Origin of the sequence: Corynebacterium sp. HMSC072G08, assembly GCF_001809185.1 — a bacterium.
GTDB lineage: Bacteria > Actinomycetota > Actinomycetes > Mycobacteriales > Mycobacteriaceae > Corynebacterium > Corynebacterium phoceense.
The window spans coordinates 66,519-84,970 of record NZ_KV796401.1; the positions used below are offsets into that span (position 1 = coordinate 66,519).

General features: G+C 63.0%; 16 protein-coding genes. 10 read left to right on the top strand and 6 right to left on the bottom strand.

Going from position 1 to position 18,452, the window contains the following annotated elements:
• Positions 1-3: 3 nt before the first annotated feature.
• Positions 4-759: a succinate dehydrogenase cytochrome b subunit gene (locus HMPREF2559_RS02940; RefSeq protein ID WP_066489516.1), complete on the bottom strand. Its 756-nt coding sequence runs from the start codon at positions 757-759 to the stop codon at positions 4-6.
• A gap of 369 nt (positions 760-1,128) precedes the next feature.
• On the opposite strand from HMPREF2559_RS02940, the gene ramB reads away from it, so the two are divergent.
• A complete protein-coding gene (gene ramB, locus HMPREF2559_RS02945) occupies positions 1,129-2,535 on the top strand; it encodes an acetate metabolism transcriptional regulator RamB (RefSeq protein WP_066489509.1) in 1,407 nt (468 codons plus the stop codon).
• A 161-nt stretch (positions 2,536-2,696) separates the two neighbouring features.
• Here the strand turns inward: ramB and lpdA are convergent, their stop codons facing one another.
• Together lpdA and HMPREF2559_RS12945 are read right to left on the bottom strand one after the other, a co-directional pair.
• Positions 2,697-4,109 (bottom strand): dihydrolipoyl dehydrogenase, encoded by a 1,413-nt coding sequence (lpdA, locus tag HMPREF2559_RS02950; protein WP_070539495.1) that lies wholly within the window; start codon positions 4,107-4,109, stop codon positions 2,697-2,699.
• A gap of 280 nt (positions 4,110-4,389) precedes the next feature.
• Positions 4,390-4,548, bottom strand: coding sequence for a hypothetical protein (locus HMPREF2559_RS12945; protein ID WP_168162229.1), 159 nt, complete (start codon positions 4,546-4,548; stop codon positions 4,390-4,392).
• A gap of 332 nt (positions 4,549-4,880) precedes the next feature.
• Between HMPREF2559_RS12945 and HMPREF2559_RS02955 the strand changes: the two genes are divergently transcribed.
• The 7 genes from HMPREF2559_RS02955 (at position 4,881) to rfbD (ending at position 12,517) form a co-directional block, all read left to right on the top strand.
• Positions 4,881-6,515: an alpha/beta hydrolase gene (locus tag HMPREF2559_RS02955; protein WP_070539498.1), complete on the top strand. Its 1,635-nt coding sequence runs from the start codon at positions 4,881-4,883 to the stop codon at positions 6,513-6,515.
• A 29-nt stretch (positions 6,516-6,544) separates the two neighbouring features.
• On the top strand, positions 6,545-7,633 hold the full coding sequence (locus HMPREF2559_RS02960) for an alpha/beta hydrolase (protein ID WP_066489491.1): 1,089 nt from the start codon (positions 6,545-6,547) through the stop codon (positions 7,631-7,633).
• A 62-nt stretch (positions 7,634-7,695) separates the two neighbouring features.
• Entirely contained in the window at positions 7,696-9,048 is a 1,353-nt protein-coding gene (locus tag HMPREF2559_RS02965) for a M1 family metallopeptidase (RefSeq protein WP_070539500.1), read from the top strand.
• A gap of 40 nt (positions 9,049-9,088) precedes the next feature.
• On the top strand, positions 9,089-9,355 hold the full coding sequence (locus HMPREF2559_RS02970) for a hypothetical protein (protein ID WP_070539502.1): 267 nt from the start codon (positions 9,089-9,091) through the stop codon (positions 9,353-9,355).
• Between the two features lie 33 nt (positions 9,356-9,388).
• Entirely contained in the window at positions 9,389-10,087 is a 699-nt protein-coding gene (locus HMPREF2559_RS02975; RefSeq protein ID WP_070539504.1) for a hypothetical protein, read from the top strand.
• A 54-nt stretch (positions 10,088-10,141) separates the two neighbouring features.
• Entirely contained in the window at positions 10,142-11,143 is a 1,002-nt protein-coding gene (gene rfbB, locus HMPREF2559_RS02980; RefSeq protein WP_066509902.1) for a dTDP-glucose 4,6-dehydratase, read from the top strand.
• On the top strand, positions 11,144-12,517 hold the full coding sequence (gene rfbD, locus HMPREF2559_RS02985; RefSeq protein WP_070539505.1) for a dTDP-4-dehydrorhamnose reductase: 1,374 nt from the start codon (positions 11,144-11,146) through the stop codon (positions 12,515-12,517).
• A 298-nt stretch (positions 12,518-12,815) separates the two neighbouring features.
• Here the strand turns inward: rfbD and HMPREF2559_RS02990 are convergent, their stop codons facing one another.
• Both HMPREF2559_RS02990 and HMPREF2559_RS02995 read right to left on the bottom strand, forming a co-directional pair.
• Positions 12,816-13,436 carry an MBL fold metallo-hydrolase gene (locus HMPREF2559_RS02990; protein ID WP_066489452.1) on the bottom strand — a complete coding sequence of 207 codons (621 nt, stop codon included), beginning with the start codon at positions 13,434-13,436 and terminating at the stop codon, positions 12,816-12,818.
• A 45-nt stretch (positions 13,437-13,481) separates the two neighbouring features.
• The gene (locus HMPREF2559_RS02995) at positions 13,482-14,576 is read right to left on the bottom strand and encodes an S-(hydroxymethyl)mycothiol dehydrogenase (RefSeq protein ID WP_070539506.1); all 1,095 of its coding nucleotides are present in this window, start codon (positions 14,574-14,576) and stop codon (positions 13,482-13,484) included.
• Between the two features lie 102 nt (positions 14,577-14,678).
• On the opposite strand from HMPREF2559_RS02995, the gene rfbA reads away from it, so the two are divergent.
• Positions 14,679-15,545, top strand: a complete 867-nt coding sequence (gene rfbA, locus HMPREF2559_RS03000) for a glucose-1-phosphate thymidylyltransferase RfbA (protein ID WP_070539508.1) — start codon at positions 14,679-14,681, stop codon at positions 15,543-15,545.
• Positions 15,546-15,702: 157 nt separating this feature from the next.
• Here rfbA and HMPREF2559_RS03005 read toward each other — a convergent pair whose 3' ends face one another.
• A complete protein-coding gene (locus tag HMPREF2559_RS03005) occupies positions 15,703-16,533 on the bottom strand; it encodes a GDSL-type esterase/lipase family protein (protein ID WP_066489441.1) in 831 nt (276 codons plus the stop codon).
• 178 nt (positions 16,534-16,711) lie between these two features.
• On the opposite strand from HMPREF2559_RS03005, the gene HMPREF2559_RS03010 reads away from it, so the two are divergent.
• Positions 16,712-18,355, top strand: coding sequence for an AMP-binding protein (locus tag HMPREF2559_RS03010; protein ID WP_066509920.1), 1,644 nt, complete (start codon positions 16,712-16,714; stop codon positions 18,353-18,355).
• Positions 18,356-18,452: the final 97 nt, after the last annotated feature.

Consider the following 18,452-nt stretch of genomic DNA (forward strand, 5'->3'; position numbering starts at 1 on the left):
CCTTTAAGAGACCCAGCCAAAGGCGACGGACAGCGGCATGATGATGTTGCCCAAGCAGACGACCGCCGGGATGATGTAGGCCAGAACCAGGAAGGTCTGGCGCCACTTACGGCCGGTGATACCCAGGTCAGACGCAGCAAGGCGGATGCCGTGGGTCAGGTGCAGGAACAGGCAGCACATCGCGATGACATAGACGATGGTCACGGGCCAGCGGCTAAACGTTGCCAGCATGTTAGCCTTCACGGCGCCGTGCTCGAAGGCCGCGGATGCGACCGGGGCTGCGCCAATGGTCAGGTCCAGCAGGTGGAAGATGACGAAAAGCAGCAGGACAACGCCGGTGACGATCATGGTCTTCGTGGCGAAGGAATCCAGGCCACCCATGAGATTCGTGCGCTTGAACTTGCCGCGCGACTGCTTGGACCGGGCGGTAAGAGCGAATGCGCCATAGACGTGGCCCACCAGGCAGGCGAGCAGCACAATACGGAACATCCACAGGAACGCGCCGTGCGGGAGCAGCGGCTCACCCAGGGAGCGCAGGTACTCGCCGTAGACGTCGAGCGCCGGGGCGCCGTCGTGGTTCGGCAAGTAGAGCTTGAGGTTGCCGGCCATGTGACCGACAACGAAAAGCGCAAAGATGAGGCCAGTGATGGCCATGGTCAGCTTGAGTACCCAGCTCGGAACGCCCGGCTTGGTACGCACAGTTTCATTAGTGATGCGGCCGTGAGCGAGAGCCTCACGGTCAGGATTTCTTACAGTCATGACACCTCCATAGTCGCCCCTTAGATTAACCCGCTTAACTGCTGGTTACTATTCGATTTTGAGTCAAGAATGAGCGATCCCGGCGCATGCCCATTTCCGTATTAAATACATTAGGCATGGATCGCCTAAGTCACAGATGTTAAAACTCGCAACACGCTTGGGGACTTAGATTTACGAAACGGTTGTGTTGCGTATTTACGTGCACTGATGTGACTTTCCTCACCCGATTAGCGAAACGTGAAAGTCTTCCCCCTTTAGGTATCAAACTTTCGCACGATCCAACCCCGAATGTCCGGCTCGCAAACTTGCTTCACAGCAGTTTTGCAAATTTTGCGGATCGTTCACGGGGTTCCAGGTAACCTAGCTCACATGTCCAAGACCTACGTCGGCTCCCGCCTCCGCCAGCTCCGCCGCGAACGCGATCTTTCCCAGGCCTCGCTCGCATCGACGCTCGGCCTGTCCGCCAGCTACGTCAACCAGATCGAGCATGATGTCCGTCCACTCACCGTGCCGGTCCTCATGAAGATCACGGAGGTCTTCGGCGTCGACGCCACGTTCTTCTCCCGCGACGATGATTCCCGTCTCCTCGCCGAAATCCAGGACGTTATCCAGGACCAGGAGATCTCCCCCTCGCCGGTCGAGCTTCAGGAACTGTCGGAACTCGTCTATAACCACCCGTCCGTCGCACGCACGCTCGTCGACGTCCACCGCCGTTACCGCACCATACGCGACAAGCTCACGCTGGTCACGGACACGCGGCGCAGTGGCCCCGGTGCGCAAACGCTGTCCATGCCACATGACGAGGTCCGCGATTTCTTCTATGCCCGGCAGAACTATCTCGACGATCTCGACCACCAGGCCGAGCGTCTCGCCCACGACCTGAACATTGCAGAATTCGGAATCCGCGACACCGAGGCGGCCATTGCCACGCGCCTGCGCGAGAAACACAATATTGAGATCCGCACACAGCCCAACCTCGGCGATACGCTCCACCGCTTCAACCCGGAGACCGGCACGCTCGAGCTCGCCGCGCGGCTGAGCACCGGACAGCGCGCTTTCCGCATGGCCGCGGAGCTCAGCTACCTCGAGGCCGGCTCGGATATCTCGCAGCTCGTGTCGCACGAGCCCTTCACATCCGAGGCCTCCGTGAATCTTGCCAAGCGTGGCGTCGCCAGTTACTTCGCGGCCGCCACTCTCCTGCCCTACGGCCTCATGCATTCCCAGGCTGAGACAGCCGGCTACGACATCGAGTACCTCTGCCAAGTCTTCGGCGTGGGCTATGAAACGGTCGCCTCCCGTCTCTCCACGTTGCAGCGTCCCAATAAGCGAGGAATCCCCTTTACCTTCGTTCGCGTCGACCGCGCCGGCAATATGTCCAAGCGCCAGTCCGCAACTGGCGTGCACTTCGCCAACTCGGGCGGCACCTGCCCGCTCTGGTGCGTCTACGAGTCCTTCGCCCAGCCTGAGGTCATCGTCCGCCAGCTCGCTCAGATGCCCGACGGTCGCAACTACCTCTGGGTCGCTCGCGCCGTCCGCCACCACCAGGGCCGCTTCAGCGACACCAATAAGCTCTTCGCCATTGGCCTCGGCTGCGAGTCCCGCCATGCAGATCGCACGGTCTACGCCGCGGGGCTGGAGCTTTCCGATGCCGCCGCAACGCCCATCGGCGCCGGATGTCGCACGTGCCCGCGCACCAATTGCGCCCAGCGCGCCTTCCCCGCCATCAACGAGTCGCTCGACATCGACGCGCACTCCTCCACCATCGCCCCGTACTAGCGCGCTTCCAGGCTCACGCGCCCTCCCACTCCACTCCCCTTGATCGATTCGCCGCACCCCGGACGGCATCCCCCGCGGCGCCAGTCCCCGCGCAGAGATAAGGCCCTTCCGGGTAGTTCAGATAAACTACCCGGAAGGGCCTTTTGTTCTGCGTGCGCAGTTTAGAGGTTGATCATGTGGCCGCCGATGCCCTCGGCAGCTTCCTTCATAGCCTCAGACAGCGTCGGGTGGGTGTGGACGTTGCGTCCGATTTCCTCAGCCGTGAGGTCGAAGCGCTGTGCCAGGGTGAGCTCCGGAAGCAGCTCGGAGACGTTGGCGCCGACCATGTGTCCACCGATGAGCTCGCCGTACTCGCCATCAGCAATGAGCTTGACGAAGCCTGCGGTCTCGTTGAGACCGGCAGCCTTGCCGTTTGCGGAGAACGGGAAGGTAGCGACCTTGATCTCGCGGTCCGGGAACTTCTCGCGAGCGGCTTCTTCGGTGTAGCCGAAGGAGGCGACCTGCGGGTTGCAGAAGGTCGCGCGCGGCAGGTTCATGTAATCGCCCAGGATCTGGGTCTCCGCGCCAGCGATAACCTCGGCGGCGATGACACCCTGCGCCTCAGCCACGTGTGCCAGCTGCAGCTTGGCCGTGACGTCGCCGATAGCGTAGATGTGCTCGACGTTCGTGCGCATGTAGTCGTCGATCTCAATGGCACCGCGCTCGGTGAGCTTGACGCCAGTGTTCTCCAAGCCAAAGCCCTCAACGCGCGGGGCAAAACCGATGGAGACCATGCAACGCTCAACGGTAAGCGAGTCCGTCTTGGAGCCGTCCTTGGACTCGACCTCGACGGTAACGTCGGAGCCGTTGTCCGTGATGGACGTGGTCTTGTAGCCGGTGAGCAGCTTAACGCCCAGCTTCTTGTACTGTTTGGCGATCTCCTTGGAGACGTCCTTGTCCTCATTCGGCAGGACGCGGTCCATGAATTCGACGATGGTGACGTCCACACCGTAGTTAGCCAAGACGTAGGCGAACTCCATGCCGATCGCGCCGGCACCCACGATAACCATGGACTTCGGAGCCTCTTCCTTGAGGATCTGCTCCTCGAAGGACACGATGTTGCCGCCGATTTCCACGCCCGGCAGGGAGCGGACGACGGAGCCAGTGGCGATAATGCAGTCGTCGAACGTGACGGTCTTGCCCTTGTCGTCACCCTCGGTGATCTCGATGGTGTGTGCGTCCTTGAACGAGCCCAGACCGTTAATCTCCTGGATCTTGTTCTTGCGCATGAGGAAGTGCACGCCCTTGACGATGCCTGCAGAAACCTTGCGGGAGCGCTTGTGCGCCACACCGTAGTCGAAGGACACCTCACCCGAGATACCAAAGTCCTTGGCCTCAAAGTTGAAGGTGTGGGCAACCTCAGCGTTCTTGAGCAGCGCCTTGGACGGGATGCAGCCCACGTTGAGGCAGACTCCGCCCCAGTACTGCTTCTCGATAACGGCAACCTTCTTGCCCAGCTGTGCTGCGCGGATGGCGGCAACGTAGCCACCAGGGCCCGCGCCGAGTACTACAACGTCATAATGTTCATTAGTCACGCACTACAGGATACTTACCCTCTCCCCCTTTTGTCTTTTCTTCCCCCAAACGCGCCCCCTCCCGCGCCGCGTCCCCGCGCACAGGCACCACCAAGAGACAACAAACGCGCGTCGCCACCCCTCGAAACGGGGGCACGCGACGCGCGGAAACGGGGATTCAAGCCCCCAGGCGCTGAAACCGAATTAGATGAGGCCGAAGTCGAGCAGCGCCATAGAAAGGTTGGAGGAGCCCATGTGGACGAACGGGCCGAGAGCGTTGTTGATAGCCAGAATGATGCTGTCAAAAGACATGATGAAATTTCCTTTGGAAGGTCAGGTGTTCTTCGCCGACATAGAGCGACGCGGCCTCGCGCAACACGGGGTCTCTATCTTTATTTGTCACTACCGCCAGCGCGGGCGTTACCTCCTGGCGCGAACGCGCCACGGCGATGTCACCCACAAATGGTCCCTGAAATTATGACACAAACGCCACTTCAGTACCAGGGGTAACAATTTTTACCTGTTAAACTCTTGTCACAATCGCGTGGACTGCGGCACCAACCAGGTCGCCGCCAGCCCATACGTCTCCTCGCCCACCAGATCTCGTCGCTCCACCATCAGGCGCACCACCCCCGTCAAGCCCGGTCGCGCCTGAGATTTCATAAAGGCTTGATAACGATGGACGGATAGACAACGATGTTTCAAGAAGATGCACATGGATCTCTACGTGCCCGTCAAGGTCGCCCACCAGCGCCACACGGACGCGCCAGGACATACACAGGAAGCCACCACATGAAGTTCTTGAGGACTCTCACCACGACCTCCGCCGCGGTCGCGCTCACCCTCGGCCTTGCCGCTGCTCCCCTTGCCCAGGCCGACGACAAGATGGCCCCGAACGAGAAGGCCGCCTCCGCTGCTAGCCGCTGGAACGTCGACAGCTTGGACCAGGTCGACCGCTCTCAGCTCTCCGTCATCAAGCAGTACGACGACGTCCTGCCGTTCATGGCAGAGAAGGGCCTTATCACCAAGGACGGCAACAGCTACGTCCGCGGCGCCGATGGCAAAATCAAGATGACGGTCACCTCGAAGAACGAGAAGTGGCGCTGGCTTTCTGACGTCAACAACTCAAAGGGCAAGGTCAAGTTCATGACGGCCACCTCGCCGTCCATGAACAACCGCGAGGTCCCGCTCGCCGTCATCACGCCGACCGGCAACTTCGATGCAGCACGCCCGACCATCTACCTGCTCAACGGCGCTGGCGGCGCAGAGCAAGGTATGGACTGGCTCTACATGACCAACGGCGAGAAGGGTAAGACCAACCTCATCGACTTCTACACGTCGAAGAACGTCAACGTCGTCGTGGTCGAGGCCGGCGCCTTCTCCTACTACACGGACTGGTACAACTCGCCGCACCCCACGGACACGGTAGAGGACCGCACGTACCTGCCTGGCCCGCAGCGCTGGGAAACCTTCCTCACCAAGGAGCTGCCGGGACCGCTCGAGGGCGAGCTGGCCAAGGATGCTCCGGAGGATCAGTCCACCGCCACTGACGGCGCAACCGTGAACGCCAACATCAACGGCAACGGCCAGCGCGCCATCGCCGGCATGTCCATGTCCGCGACGTCCTCGCTGCTCCTCGCCGAGCACAACCCGGGCTTCTACAACGCCGTCGGTTCCTACTCCGGTTGCGCCGCGACCTCCACGCCGATGACGAACTTCTACGTTGGTCTCACCGTCAACCGCGCCAATAACGCAACGCCGGAGCAGATGTGGGGCCCGCGCGGTGGGGAGTACAACCGCTTCAACGACGCGCTCATCAACTCCAACAACCTGAAGGGCACGCACACCTACGTCTCCGCTTCGACCGGCCTGCCGGGCGAACACGAAAACCTGTCCTCGATCGCGGAGAAAAACGGCGGCGACCTGTCCTCCGCATTCAAGTCCTCGTCCACGCTCGTCGTCGAAGGCGGCGCCATCGAGGCCGCAATGTTCGACTGCACCACCCAGCTCAAGCGCAAGATGGACCGCGAGGGCATCGACGCTGACTGGAACTTCCGTGCAACCGGCACCCACTCCTGGCCGGGTTGGAAGGAAGATATCTGGAAGTCCTGGCCGACCTACGCTGCCGCGTTCGGCCAAGATGCGTCCACCGAGGTGCCGACCGCAACTCCGGAGGCATCGGAAGACCGCTCTGCCGCCCCGCAGGCTGCCAACGCCGAGACCGTCGAAAAGCTCTCGCCGACCGCTGAGGAAGAGAACGAAGCCAACGCTGCCGAGCGCAACACCGGCGCGCTCAACAACGTCACCGACGCTGCCGCGGCCGCCGCAGACGCCCTCACCAACGGCACCGACACCGCAGCCGACGCTCTGACCGACGAGGCCGCTGCCCGCACCGACACCGCTGACGATCTCGCCGCGACCAACTAAACCTCTCACTGCAAGGAATATTGACCCTCATGAAGCGCTTTACGTCCTTCCTCGCGGCAACGTCTGTGGCCGCCACGCTGGTTACCGCCACTCTCGTCCCGGCGAACGCTGCGGTTCTCACGCCGCAGCAGGTCGCCGGTGCCACCCCGGTCTCGCAGGTGGGCGATCTTCAGGTCACCGACGCCGTCGCCGGCCAAGCGTGGTTTAAGAAGTTCGGCAACGACCCGCGCGTGCTCAAGCTGCAGGCCACCTCGCCGGCCATGAACGGCCGCGCCATCCCGCTCGCCGTCATCCCGGCGGGTGAGGCGAACCGCCCGACCATCTACCTGCTCAACGGTGCCGGTGGCGCCGAGCAGAACTCTGACTGGGCCACCCTGTCCCAGGTCGTGGACTTCTACGCCGATAAGAAGGTCAACGTCGTCATCCCGCAGGCTGGCGCGTTCTCCTACTACACGGACTGGGCCCAGGACCCGAACGGCAAGTACTTGAACGGACCGCAGAAGTGGGAGACCTTCCTCACCAAGGAGCTGCCGGGACCGCTCGAGCAGCGCCTGGAGGCCAATAACAAGCGCGCGATTGCCGGCATGTCTATGTCCGCGACCTCCGCGCTGCTGCTCGCCGAGCACAACCAGGGCTTCTACGACGCCGTCGGCTCCTACGCTGGCTGCGCGCAGACCTCCGCGCCCATGCAGTACGAGTTCCTGCGCCTCACCGTCAACCGTGGCGGCGGCCAGCCGGAGCAGATGTGGGGCCCGCGCGGCGGGGACTACAACCGCTACAACGACGCGTTCCTCAACGCTGAGAAGCTGCGCGGTTCGGAGCTCTACATCTCCGCGTCCTCCGGCCTGGCGTCCGAGACTGACCTTCCGGAGTACTACCTCAAGCAGGGCATGAACCCGGCCATCGTCGCTGCCGGTGTCACCCAGCTCGTCGTCGAGGGTGGCGTCATCGAGGCCGCCGTCAACCACTGCACGCACAACCTCAAGGCCAAGCTGGACAAGTCCGGCATCGGCGCGGACTACAACTTCCGCACCACCGGCACGCACTCCTGGCCGGGCTGGCGCCAGGACCTCGAGGCGTCCTGGGGCACCTTCTGGCGCGCGTTCTACGCCAAGTAAATCCGGCGTAGCCTCCACCGACTCACAGTCGGCACTCCGCGGGCGGTAGAGTTTCAAGCATTATGACAACGCTTGACTCTCTCGCCCGCGCGGGCGTTTTTCACAAGGAATCTGCCCGCGATCCGTACACTTCTGTCGAGTACAACCTGGGTTTTACCGTCGAGCATTATCACCTCGATCTCACCTATAACGTCGAGCCCAATCGTCTCCAAGGCGAGGCCACGTTACACCTGCGCGTCGGCGACGAGCCGCTGGACAAGCTCACCGTAGATCTCGCAGGAGCGATGGTCGCCCGGCGCGTCAGCGCGAAGGGTGCGCACGTCGCGAAGTTCCGCCAGTCGAACGGCAAGCTGCGTGTCTCCTTCGGCGATGAGCTCGCCGCCGGAGCGGAGCTCGATCTTGTGATTCGCTACGGCGGTACCCCGCGCCCGCTGCGCACAGCATGGGGCGAGATCGGCTGGGAGGAGACGGAGTCCGGCTCCCTCGTGGCGAGTCAGCCGTGCGGCGCGCCCAGCTGGTTCCCGTGCGATGACACGCCCAGCGCGAAAGCGCCCTACGACATCATCATCACGGCGGACTCCCCGTTTACCGTCGTGAGCAATGGCAAGCTCGTCTCCCGCAAGCGCTTCGGATCTATGACGCGCTGGCATTACCGGACCGCACACCCCATGGCGACGTACCTCGCCACGGTCATGGTGGGCGAGTTCACCGAGATGAAGCTTGGGCCGGATACCCGCGCCTGGACCCCGGCAGATCTCCAGTCTCAGGTCCGCGAGGCCTTCGCGCAGCAGCAGGAGATGCTCGACTTCTTTGCGCAGACTTACGGCGACTATCCCTTCAACGATTACCAGGTCGTCGTCACCGAGGACGAGCTCGAGATCCCGTTGGAGGCCCAGGGCCTGTCCATCTTCGGCGCCAACCACACGAACGGCAGCTACGAGCGACTCATCGCCCACGAGCTCTCCCACCAGTGGTTTGGCAATTCCTTAGGCCTTGCCGCCTGGCGCGATATTTGGCTCAACGAGGGCTTTGCCTGCTACTCCGAGTGGCTCTGGGGCGAGCATTCCGGCGGCCCCACCGCGCATGAGGCCGCACGTTCCCACTACGACGTCCTCGCCCGGAAGAAGGAGGACATTCTCGTTGCCGATCCCGGCACGCGTGCCATGTTCGACGACCGCGTCTATAAGCGCGGGGCGCTCACCCTCCACGCACTGCGCCGCCAGCTTGCCGATGCCCCCTTCTTCCAGGCCGTCCGCGCCTACGTCGCAGCCTCCCAGCATGGCACGGTGACACCGGAGGACTTCATCCGTGAGCTCCACAGCGTCGCCGAGGACGCGGGTGTGACTCCCGCCGATATCGACGCGACGCTCGCGGCCTGGCTCGATGAGACGGCGCTGCCTCACTTCCCCGCGTAAGGGTCTGAGAGAATTCCCCCGGTTTTATTAGTCTAAACGGGTGAATAACGCTCTACTCTCTCTTCCCAAAGCTGCCGTCGCCGTCGCTGCCTCGGTCGTGCTTGCCTGCGGCCTCGCACCGACGGCATCGGCAAGCGGCTCCGGCATGGCCGCCGCGTTCCTCGCCAAGCAGGGATTCAACTCGGTACGCCGAGGCATGAGCTGGGCCGCCATCGAGACGTGTAACTCCTACGGCATCTCCGCCTTCCTCGAATCTCACCGGGACTTCTACACGGAGTCCCGAGGCTGCGAGGGCGCCCCGCGCTAGGCGACGTTCACGAACGGTCTCTACGACCCAGACATGGGCCTGGCCGACGCACAGTTCTCCCCCGCCATCCAGGGTGCCTTCGATAACTTCTTCAATAACCGCACAGCCTCAGACGGCGTGGGCATCCGCGACCACTACGTGAACATGTGGGACCACACGGCCGCCTACTTCGCGGACACCCCGGGCATCATCGGCTACGGCCCCATCAACGAGCCCTCGGCCGGCGCGGAGACCATCCCCTGCGCGCTCGACTTCTGTTCCGAATCCACGCTGCAGAAGCTCCGCAACCTGAATAAGCAGGTCCGCGACGTCATCCGCCGCCACGACTCGGAGGTGGGCATCTGGCTCACCGGCTACGTCACCACCATCATGGGCGCGCCCGCGCGCATGGGCACGATGACCATGGGGACGGAGCGCATGAGAGCCTTCTGCGTAACACCCATGCCGCCGTGGCCGATGAGCAGCGCCGCGTGGCCCAGAATCTTCGCGTGGTCGCCTAGGCGCACGATGGTGCAATTGCTATTCGGGCGCACGAGCTTGGGCTCGATGGCACCCGTCGTGACCACGACGTGCATCCCCCGTGCCGTCGAGCGCGTCGAGCGCGGACTGCGCGAGCGTCGTGTCGTTCTGAAACTCCGTGGACAACGTGACGAGCACGATGGGGATCCGTCATGCCCTCTGTGGGATCGACGCTGCCCTCGCCTGGCTGCGGAGACCACAGCCCGGGTCTAACTGTGCAACTGTGGTCAGAGAAGCGTCCCCGCGTGGCGACTAGGATGGACAACCATGCACAGCATGCTCGTTACCGGCGGCGCCGGCTTCATCGGCGCCAACTTCGTCCGCCTCGTCAACGCTACGCGTGACGAGATCAAGGTCACCGTCCTCGACAAGCTCACCTACGCGGGCAACCGCGCGAACCTCGCCGGGCTGGAGGGGGTCGAGTTCGTCCACGGCGACATCGCGGACGCCACCCTCGTCGATGAACTGGCGCAGAAGAATGACGTCATCGTCCATTTCGCCGCCGAGTCCCACAACGACAACTCGCTCGAGGACCCCTCCCCGTTCATCCAGACCAACCTCGTAGGCACGTTCACGCTCCTCGAGGCCGCTCGCAAGCACGACGTGCGCTTCCACCACGTTTCCACAGACGAGGTCTTCGGCGATCTGGAGATCGGCGCGGACACCAAGTTCACCGAGGCCACGCCGTATGCGCCGTCCAGCCCCTACTCCGCGTCGAAGGCGGGCTCGGACCACCTCGTGCGCGCCTGGGTGCGCAGCTTTGGTCTGCGCGCCACAATTTCCAACTGCTCGAATAACTACGGGCCGTACCAGCACATCGAGAAGTTCATCCCCCGCCAGATCACCAATATCGTGGACGGGCGCTCGCCGAAGCTCTACGGCACCGGCGAGCAGGTCCGCGACTGGATCCACGTGGACGACCACAACCGGGCGGTGCTCGACATCCTGGACAAGGGCATAATCGGCGAGACCTACAACATTGGCGCGGACCAGCCAGATATCAACAACAAGCAGGTCATCGAGCTCATCTGCACGCTCATGGGCCTCGATCCCGCTGACGGCTACGAGCACGTGAACGACCGCCCGGGCCACGACCAGCGCTACGCCATGGACGCGACGAAGCTCAAGCGCGAACTCGGCTGGCGGCCGCGCTTCACGGACCTGCGCGCAGGCCTCGAGCAGACCATCGCGTGGTACCGCGACAATGAAGAGTGGTGGCGCCCGGCCAAGGACGCCACAGAAGCAACCTATGCACAGCGAGGACAGTAAATGCACATCGAGAACACCACCATCGACGGCCTGCTCCTCGTCCGCCTCGACGTCCACGGCGATAACCGGGGGTGGTTCAAAGAGAACTGGCAGCGCGAGAAGATGGTCGCCGCAGGCCTGCCGGACTTCAAGCCGGTGCAAAACAACGTCTCGCTGAGTGCGAAGAAAGGCGCCACACGAGGCCTCCACGCCGAGCCCTGGGACAAGTTCATCTCCGTAACTACCGGTCGTGCGTTCTGCGCATGGTGCGACCTGCGCGAAGGTTCGGAGACTTACGGACAGCTCGTCACCGCCGAGGTCGGCCCCGACACAGCCGTCTTCGTCCCGCGCGGCGTCGCCAACGGCTTCCAGGCCCTCGAGGACGACACGGCGTACACCTACCTCGTCACCGCGCACTGGTCGCCGGACGCGCGCTACGCCGCGGTTAACCTCGACATGGTTGATTGGCCGCTCGAGCCCACCGAGATCTCCGAGAAAGACCTCGCCCATCCCCAGCTTGCCGATGCCCCCTCCATGGCCCCACGCCGCATCCTCGTCACCGGCGCCAACGGCCAGCTCGGCCGCGCGCTGCGCCCGCTCCTTCCCAACGCAGAGTTCGTCACCCATGCGGAGTTCGATATCACGGATGACTCCGCGTACGCGGCGCGCGATTGGGAGCAGTACTCCGCCATTATCAACTGTGCGGCGTATAACGACGTCAACGGCGCGGAGACCGACCGCGCGGGCGCCTGGGCCGTCAACGCCCTGGCCCCGGGCAAGCTCGCCCGCGTAGCCGCCGACCACAATCTCACGCTCGTCCACGTCTCCACGGACTACGTCTTCGACGGCTCCCACGAGGTACACACGGAAGACGAGATTCCCTCCCCGCTGTCTGCCTACGGCGCGTCGAAGGCAGCGGGCGAGGCGGCGGCATCGGCAAGCCCGAAGCACTACATTGTGCGCACGTCGTGGGTCTTTGGCGACGGCAACAACTTCATTAAGACCATGGCGAACCTCGCGCGGCGCGGCGTCGAGCCCGCCGTGATCCATGATCAAAAGGGCCGTCCGACCTTCGCGGAGGACCTGGCGAAGGGAATCCCCCACCTTCTTCGCGTCGGGCCCGACGCGGCTCCTTACGGGATTTACAACCTGTCCTCCGAGGGCGACGCCGTGGGCCGCGACGAGATGGCCATGGCCACCTTCATCGGGCTCGGACACGACCCCTCCAAGGTCACGCCGGTCTCCACGGAGCAGTACGCCGAGATTGCCGGCCCCGAGGCCCCGCGCCCGGCCCACTCGACCTTCGACCTCTCCAAAATCGAGGCCACCGGCTTCACACCCATGAACTGGCGCGCGGCGCTCGCACTCTACCTCGCGCTCTTGCCCGAAGACTAACGACCTGCGGAGTTCCCCCTTAATTCTGCAAAATACCGGTTACGATCCTTGCATTGCAGGGATCGTAACCGGTCAATTGCAGAATCATGAACGGTTCTGCCGAATATTGGCCGCGCGTCGTTGACGGCCCCGCCCCGCCTTCCGTGCCGTCATCACGGGCACCGGCCCGTGTCTCACCCTCGACGACGGAACGGTGACGTTCCCCCTCGCCGCGTTCCGTCCGTAGGCCCCTCCCACAAGACGACCGGCGCCGAGCACCGCAGTCGCGGGCCCGGCGCCGGTCGCACGATCAGAGGCGTTAGTAGCCGCGCTCGACGTATTCGTCGATGCGCTCGGCCTCCGCGCCGACGGTCGTCTGATCCCCGTGGCCCGGCAGCACCTTCGTGGCCGGCGGCAGGTGGAAAATGACGTTACGCAGGGACTCGACGATCTGGTCGAAGTCGGAGTACTTGCGCCCCGTGGCGCCCGGGCCGCCATTAAAAAGCGTGTCGCCAGAGAGCAGCGCGTTCTCGTTCTTGATGTAGAGCACCACGCAGCCCGGCGAGTGACCCGGAGTGTGGAACACGACGACATCCTCACCGTCGATGGTGAAGGTCTGGTTGTCCGCGAGCGGCGTGTAGTGCGCGTCGCCGTTGGATTCTTCCCACAAGGGATGATCATCCGGGTGGAGGTACACCTCGACACCGTAATGCTCCGCAATCTCTGGGGCGAGCTCGCAGTGGTCGTTGTGGGCGTGGGTAAGGAGGATCCCACGCACGGGGCGGTCGCCGACCTCGTCGTAGATGCGCTCGGCGTTGTGAGCCGGGTCCACGATGTAGCAGCCACCCTTGCCGCCCAGGATGTAGACGTTATTGTCTACGTCCCACTCGTTGCCGTCGAGGCGGAACTTGCCAGAGGTAACAAAGGAATCGATCTTCATGGTCTACCTTTCTTCCTGAGTTTGGGTCGTTTACCCGCAGGATACCTAAAGCTCCACAACCGAGCGCAGGACCTTGCCCGCCTTCATCGTCGCGAAACCTTCCTCGACGTCGTCGAGACCAATGCGTTCAGAGACGAACTTATCCAGCGGGAACTTACCCGCCTGGAACAGTGCCGTGTAGGCCGGGAAATCGCGCTCAGGCAGGCAGTCGCCGTACCACGCCGGGCGGATGGAGCCGCCGCGGCCGTAGACGTCGATGGCCGGGATATCGATATGGTCGGTGAGGTTCGGTACGCCCACCATAACGAGGCGTCCTGCGAAGTCACGCGAATAAAATGCCTGGCGCCAGGTGGGCTGAATGCCCACCGCGTCAATGGCGACGTCGGTGCCGAAGCCATCGGTGAGCTCACGGACGGCATCGATAACTTCTTGCTCCGACTTGCCCTTGGAATTGATGGTGTGGGTCGCGCCGAATTCCTTCGCGGTGGCGAGCTTTTCGTCATCAAGGTCCACCGCGATGATCTTCGCCGCGCCCGCGAGGTGCGCACCGGCCACCGCGGCCGTGCCCACGCCGCCGCAGCCGAAGACCGCGACGGACTCGCCGAGCTGCACATCGCCGGTGTTCACGGCAGCGCCGAGACCCGCCATGATGCCGCAGCCAAGCAGGCCTACCGCGGCCGGGTCAGCGCTCGGGTCGACCTTGGTGCACTGCCCCTCGTGAACGAGGGTCTTCTCCGCAAAGGCACCAATTCCCAGCGCCGGGGTGAGCTCCGTGCCGTCTTCGAGCGTCATCTTCTTCGACGCGTTATGGGTATTAAAGCAGTACTTCGGCTCACCCTTCTTGCATGCACGGCACTCGCCACACACCGCACGCCAGTTGAGGACAACGAAATCGCCGACCTCGACGTGGGTTACCGCGTCGCCCACGCGCTCCACGATGCCCGCGGCTTCATGGCCGAGCAGGAACGGGAACGCGTCCTCGATATCGCCGTCGCGGTACGCCAAGTCCGTATGACAGACGCCGCAGGTCTGGATCTTGACAATAACGTCGTTGGCGCCTGGGTCCGGGATAACGACAGAGACGGTTTCAACTTCGGCGCCCTTCGAACGGGCGATGACTCCTTGTACAGTTTCACTCATGTGGCCCACTCTACTGATGGCCCAGGTCACATGCTGAAAATCGTTTTCGTCTCGAACCCGTGCCGCGCCGTGCGACGCGACGCGTGGGATAAGCTAAACCCCATGAAGGGAATCATCCTCGCCGGCGGGTCTGGCACGCGGCTCTACCCCATCACCAAGGGCATCTCGAAGCAGCTCATGCCCATCTACGACAAGCCGATGGTCTACTACCCGCTCACCACGCTCATCCAAGCCGGCATCCGCGAGATCCTCATCATCACCACGCCCGAAGACCAGGCCGCGTTCCAACGTCTCCTCGGCGACGGCTCACAGTGGGGCCTCATGCTTGACTATGCCGTCCAGCCCCGCCCCGAAGGTCTCGCCCAGGCTTTCCTCATCGGCGAGGACTTCATCGGTGACGACGACGTCGCCCTCGTCCTCGGCGACAATATCTTTGACGGACACGGCTTCTCCTCCGCGCTCACGCACTGCCAACACCCCGACGGCGGCACCATCTTCGCCTACGAGGTCTCTGATCCCCAGCGCTACGGCGTCGTGGAGTTCGATGCCGAGGGCAACGCTCTGTCCATCGAGGAGAAGCCCGCAGCACCCAAGTCCAATTACGCGGTGGTGGGACTCTATTTCTATGACAACTCCGTTGTCGATATCGCCCGTTCCATCACACCCAGTGCCCGCGGGGAGCTCGAAATCACCGCCATTAATGAGGAATACCTCCGCCGTGGCCGCCTGCACGTCCAAACCATGCAGCGCGGCGACGTGTGGCTCGACACCGGCACCATCGACTCCATGAGTGAGGCCGCGTCCTACGTCGAGGTCCTCCAAAAGCGCACCGGCACCATCATCGGCTCACCCGAGGTCGCCGCATTCCGGGAAGGCTTTATCTCTCGCAAAACCCTCGCTGCCCTAGCCGCACCCCTCCAGAAGTCCGGCTACGGGGACTATCTCCTCGCCTCCGCACGGGACGACTAACCACGCAACGCGCCCAGCCCACCAGTGGTCATTTTCCTTCGACCGATAGGGTTCCCTAGTACAGCCATAGGGTAAACACTCCGCAAACGTACACAAGGCGGACACACGTGGTGTCCGCCTTGAGCGATGTTGCTGTGGCCTTCTTTAAGGCCTGTCTTTAAGACGCAGCGACGACGTTAGCTACATGCTCGTGTCCGCGAGCATTGATGTGGATGGGCAGGTTGCCCGGGCCACCGCTGAAATCAATGAGGCCTGCCCACATGCGGTTGTTATCGCCGGCGCACATGCCGTTGTTACGCGTAGAAGGCTTCAGGTCGAGGAACTCCGTGCGCGTAGCTGCGGCAAGATCCACCTGCATCCACTGAGCCTTGTCCTCCCAGGAACGCACCTCGGGCAGCGCAGTAGCGTCAAGGACGCCACCGTTGACGTGGAACAAGCAGTAACGGTCGCCAGAGCCAATCGTCGGGTAGCCGACAATCTGAATGCGTGCGTTCGGGGCGGCAGCACGGATACGATTGACGATGGGCGCGTTGTAGGCCACCCAGCGGTTACGAATATCCTGCATACTCAACGAGCGATTGTTGTACGTGTCGTTGAAGCCGGTCGCGTAGATCACGCGCGAGGTGGCGCCAGTGAGGGCACCGGTGCGGATGGCTTCGTCGACCTGCGTGGACATCTGCGGGCCCGGGGCCATCGACACAGCACCAGAGCAGGAGAAGTCACGGACAGGGAGGCCAAGCTTCGCGCCCGCGCGCTTGGCAAAGTTAAAGGACTGCGGGCAATTCGTGCCAAGGGGGCTAGTGGAGCTCATCTTGGCACCCAGGTAGACATCGGCGCGCGGATCCGCAAGGACGGAGTCACCGAACGCAACGAGGTTGCGCTCCTGGGCGACGGCCTGCGGGGCAGCAACACCGAGTGAGACAGTCGCGAGGACTCCGGCAAGCGTCGCCGTGAGAGACTTCTTCAACGATTTCTTGGTAAAGAGCATGAGTTACTTCCCTGCTAGGTACTGGGACGGCTATGTTCCGAAACAAAACTACACTATATTGTCACACGAGTAACGTGCGCAACACTCCATCTGGTGAATGCAACGGTGCTTATGCCTACGGCGATAGTTAGATATACCCTGATTGACACCCGTAACTTTAATTAAAGGATGATCCCTCATGACCCTCTCGCTCTCTAGCGTGCCGTTCTATGCGAAGGCTTTCGGCGCTTTAGCGAAGACCCTCGTCAGCAGCGGCATCGTCAGCCCCGAGGGCGGACCGCGCGCCATGGCATCGCTGCCGGGAGTTCTTGCCCGTTACAGGTTCACCACCGCACGCGAGCTCGAGCAGGGCTACCTCACGTGCCCCGAGCGTATTGCTCTCATTGATGATGACGGTGCTTTGACCTACCGTCAGCTCCGCAACGAGGCACGCACGTTTGCGCGTCACCTGCGTCACCACCACGGCGATGACATCCGCCTCGGCGTCATGGCGCGCAACGGCCGCGGCATCATCACGCCGCTTGGTGCAAAGGGCTACGCAGGTGCCACCATCTACCTGCTCAACATCGGCTCCTCTGCAGAGCAGCTGCTGGGCTCCATGGAAGAAAACCGCATCAATGTGCTCGTCGTCGACGATGAGTTCTTGCCGCGCGTGCCGAAGAACTACAGCCACGACCTCGAGCTCATCGTCGCCCACGAGGGCGACGGCGCAGCCGACCATGGCCTGACAACGCTGGACTCCATTGTCCGCCGCCCGGAGCTCGTTGCCGACGAGAAGCTGCCGGCGTTCCCTAAGCACGGCGATATCGTGCTCATGTCGTCCGGCACGACGGGCATCCCCAAGGGCATCATCCGCCCCGAGCCGAAGTTCCCGTTCGTGCTCAGCACCGTCATGGGCAACGTGCCGTGGCGCGCCGACCAAAAGATTCAACTCACCGCGTCGATCTTCCACACGTGGGGCTGGGCATGCCTCAACATTGCGCTGGGCGCACGCAACACCATCGTGACGCACCGCGTCTTCGACCCCGTCCAGTGCCTCGATGACATCCAGCGCTACCAGTTGGACGGCCTCATTTCTTCGCCTGTGTTCTACCGCCGCATGGTCGAGGCCGATCCTGAGGGCACGTATGACACGTCCTCTCTGCGCTTTATCTGCTCTTCCGGCCACGCGCTCACGCCAACCCTCGTCGAGGAAACCATCGATCGCTTCGGCCCCATCCTCGCCAACATCTATGGCTCGACGGAGCTCACGCTCGCCGCAGCCGCGAATGCCGAGCAGGTTGCCTCGGATCCGACGCTCGCGGGTTCCGTCGCCACGGGCACACGTCTGAAGATCCTCGACAAGGATGGCAACGAGCTGCCGCGCGGCGAGGAAGGCGAGATCTACCTACATAACTCCATGACGCTCACGGGCTACACGAAGCCCGGCATGGAGGTCAAACGCGTGCAGGGTCTCGTGTCCATCGGCGACTTGGGCTACATCGACGAGGAGGGTTACCTCCACGTCGTGGGTCGCGCCGACAACATGATCATCGTGGGCGGCGAGAACGTCCACCCGGAGTCCGTCTCCGAGGTGCTGGAGTCCATGCCAGGCGTCCATGAGGTCTACTCCGGTGGCGTCGATGACGAGGACCTGTTCAAGCGCGTGGCAGTCTGGGTTGTCCGCACGAAGGACAAGCTGGGCGAGGCACTCACCGAAGACGCCATCCGCGAATTCGTCGAGGAGAACCTGGCGTCACATTCCGTCCCGCGTGACGTCCACTTCTTGGACCGCCTGCCGCGCAACCCCACCGGCAAGGTCGTGCCGCGCCTTCTGGGTTAGGCTTTCTGGACCGCATCCGGTACCACCCCCAGTCGCTTCGGCGACTGGGGTGTGCTCGTTTTTGTGGGGCTAAGTAGCAGAAAGCGTGTCTGATTCT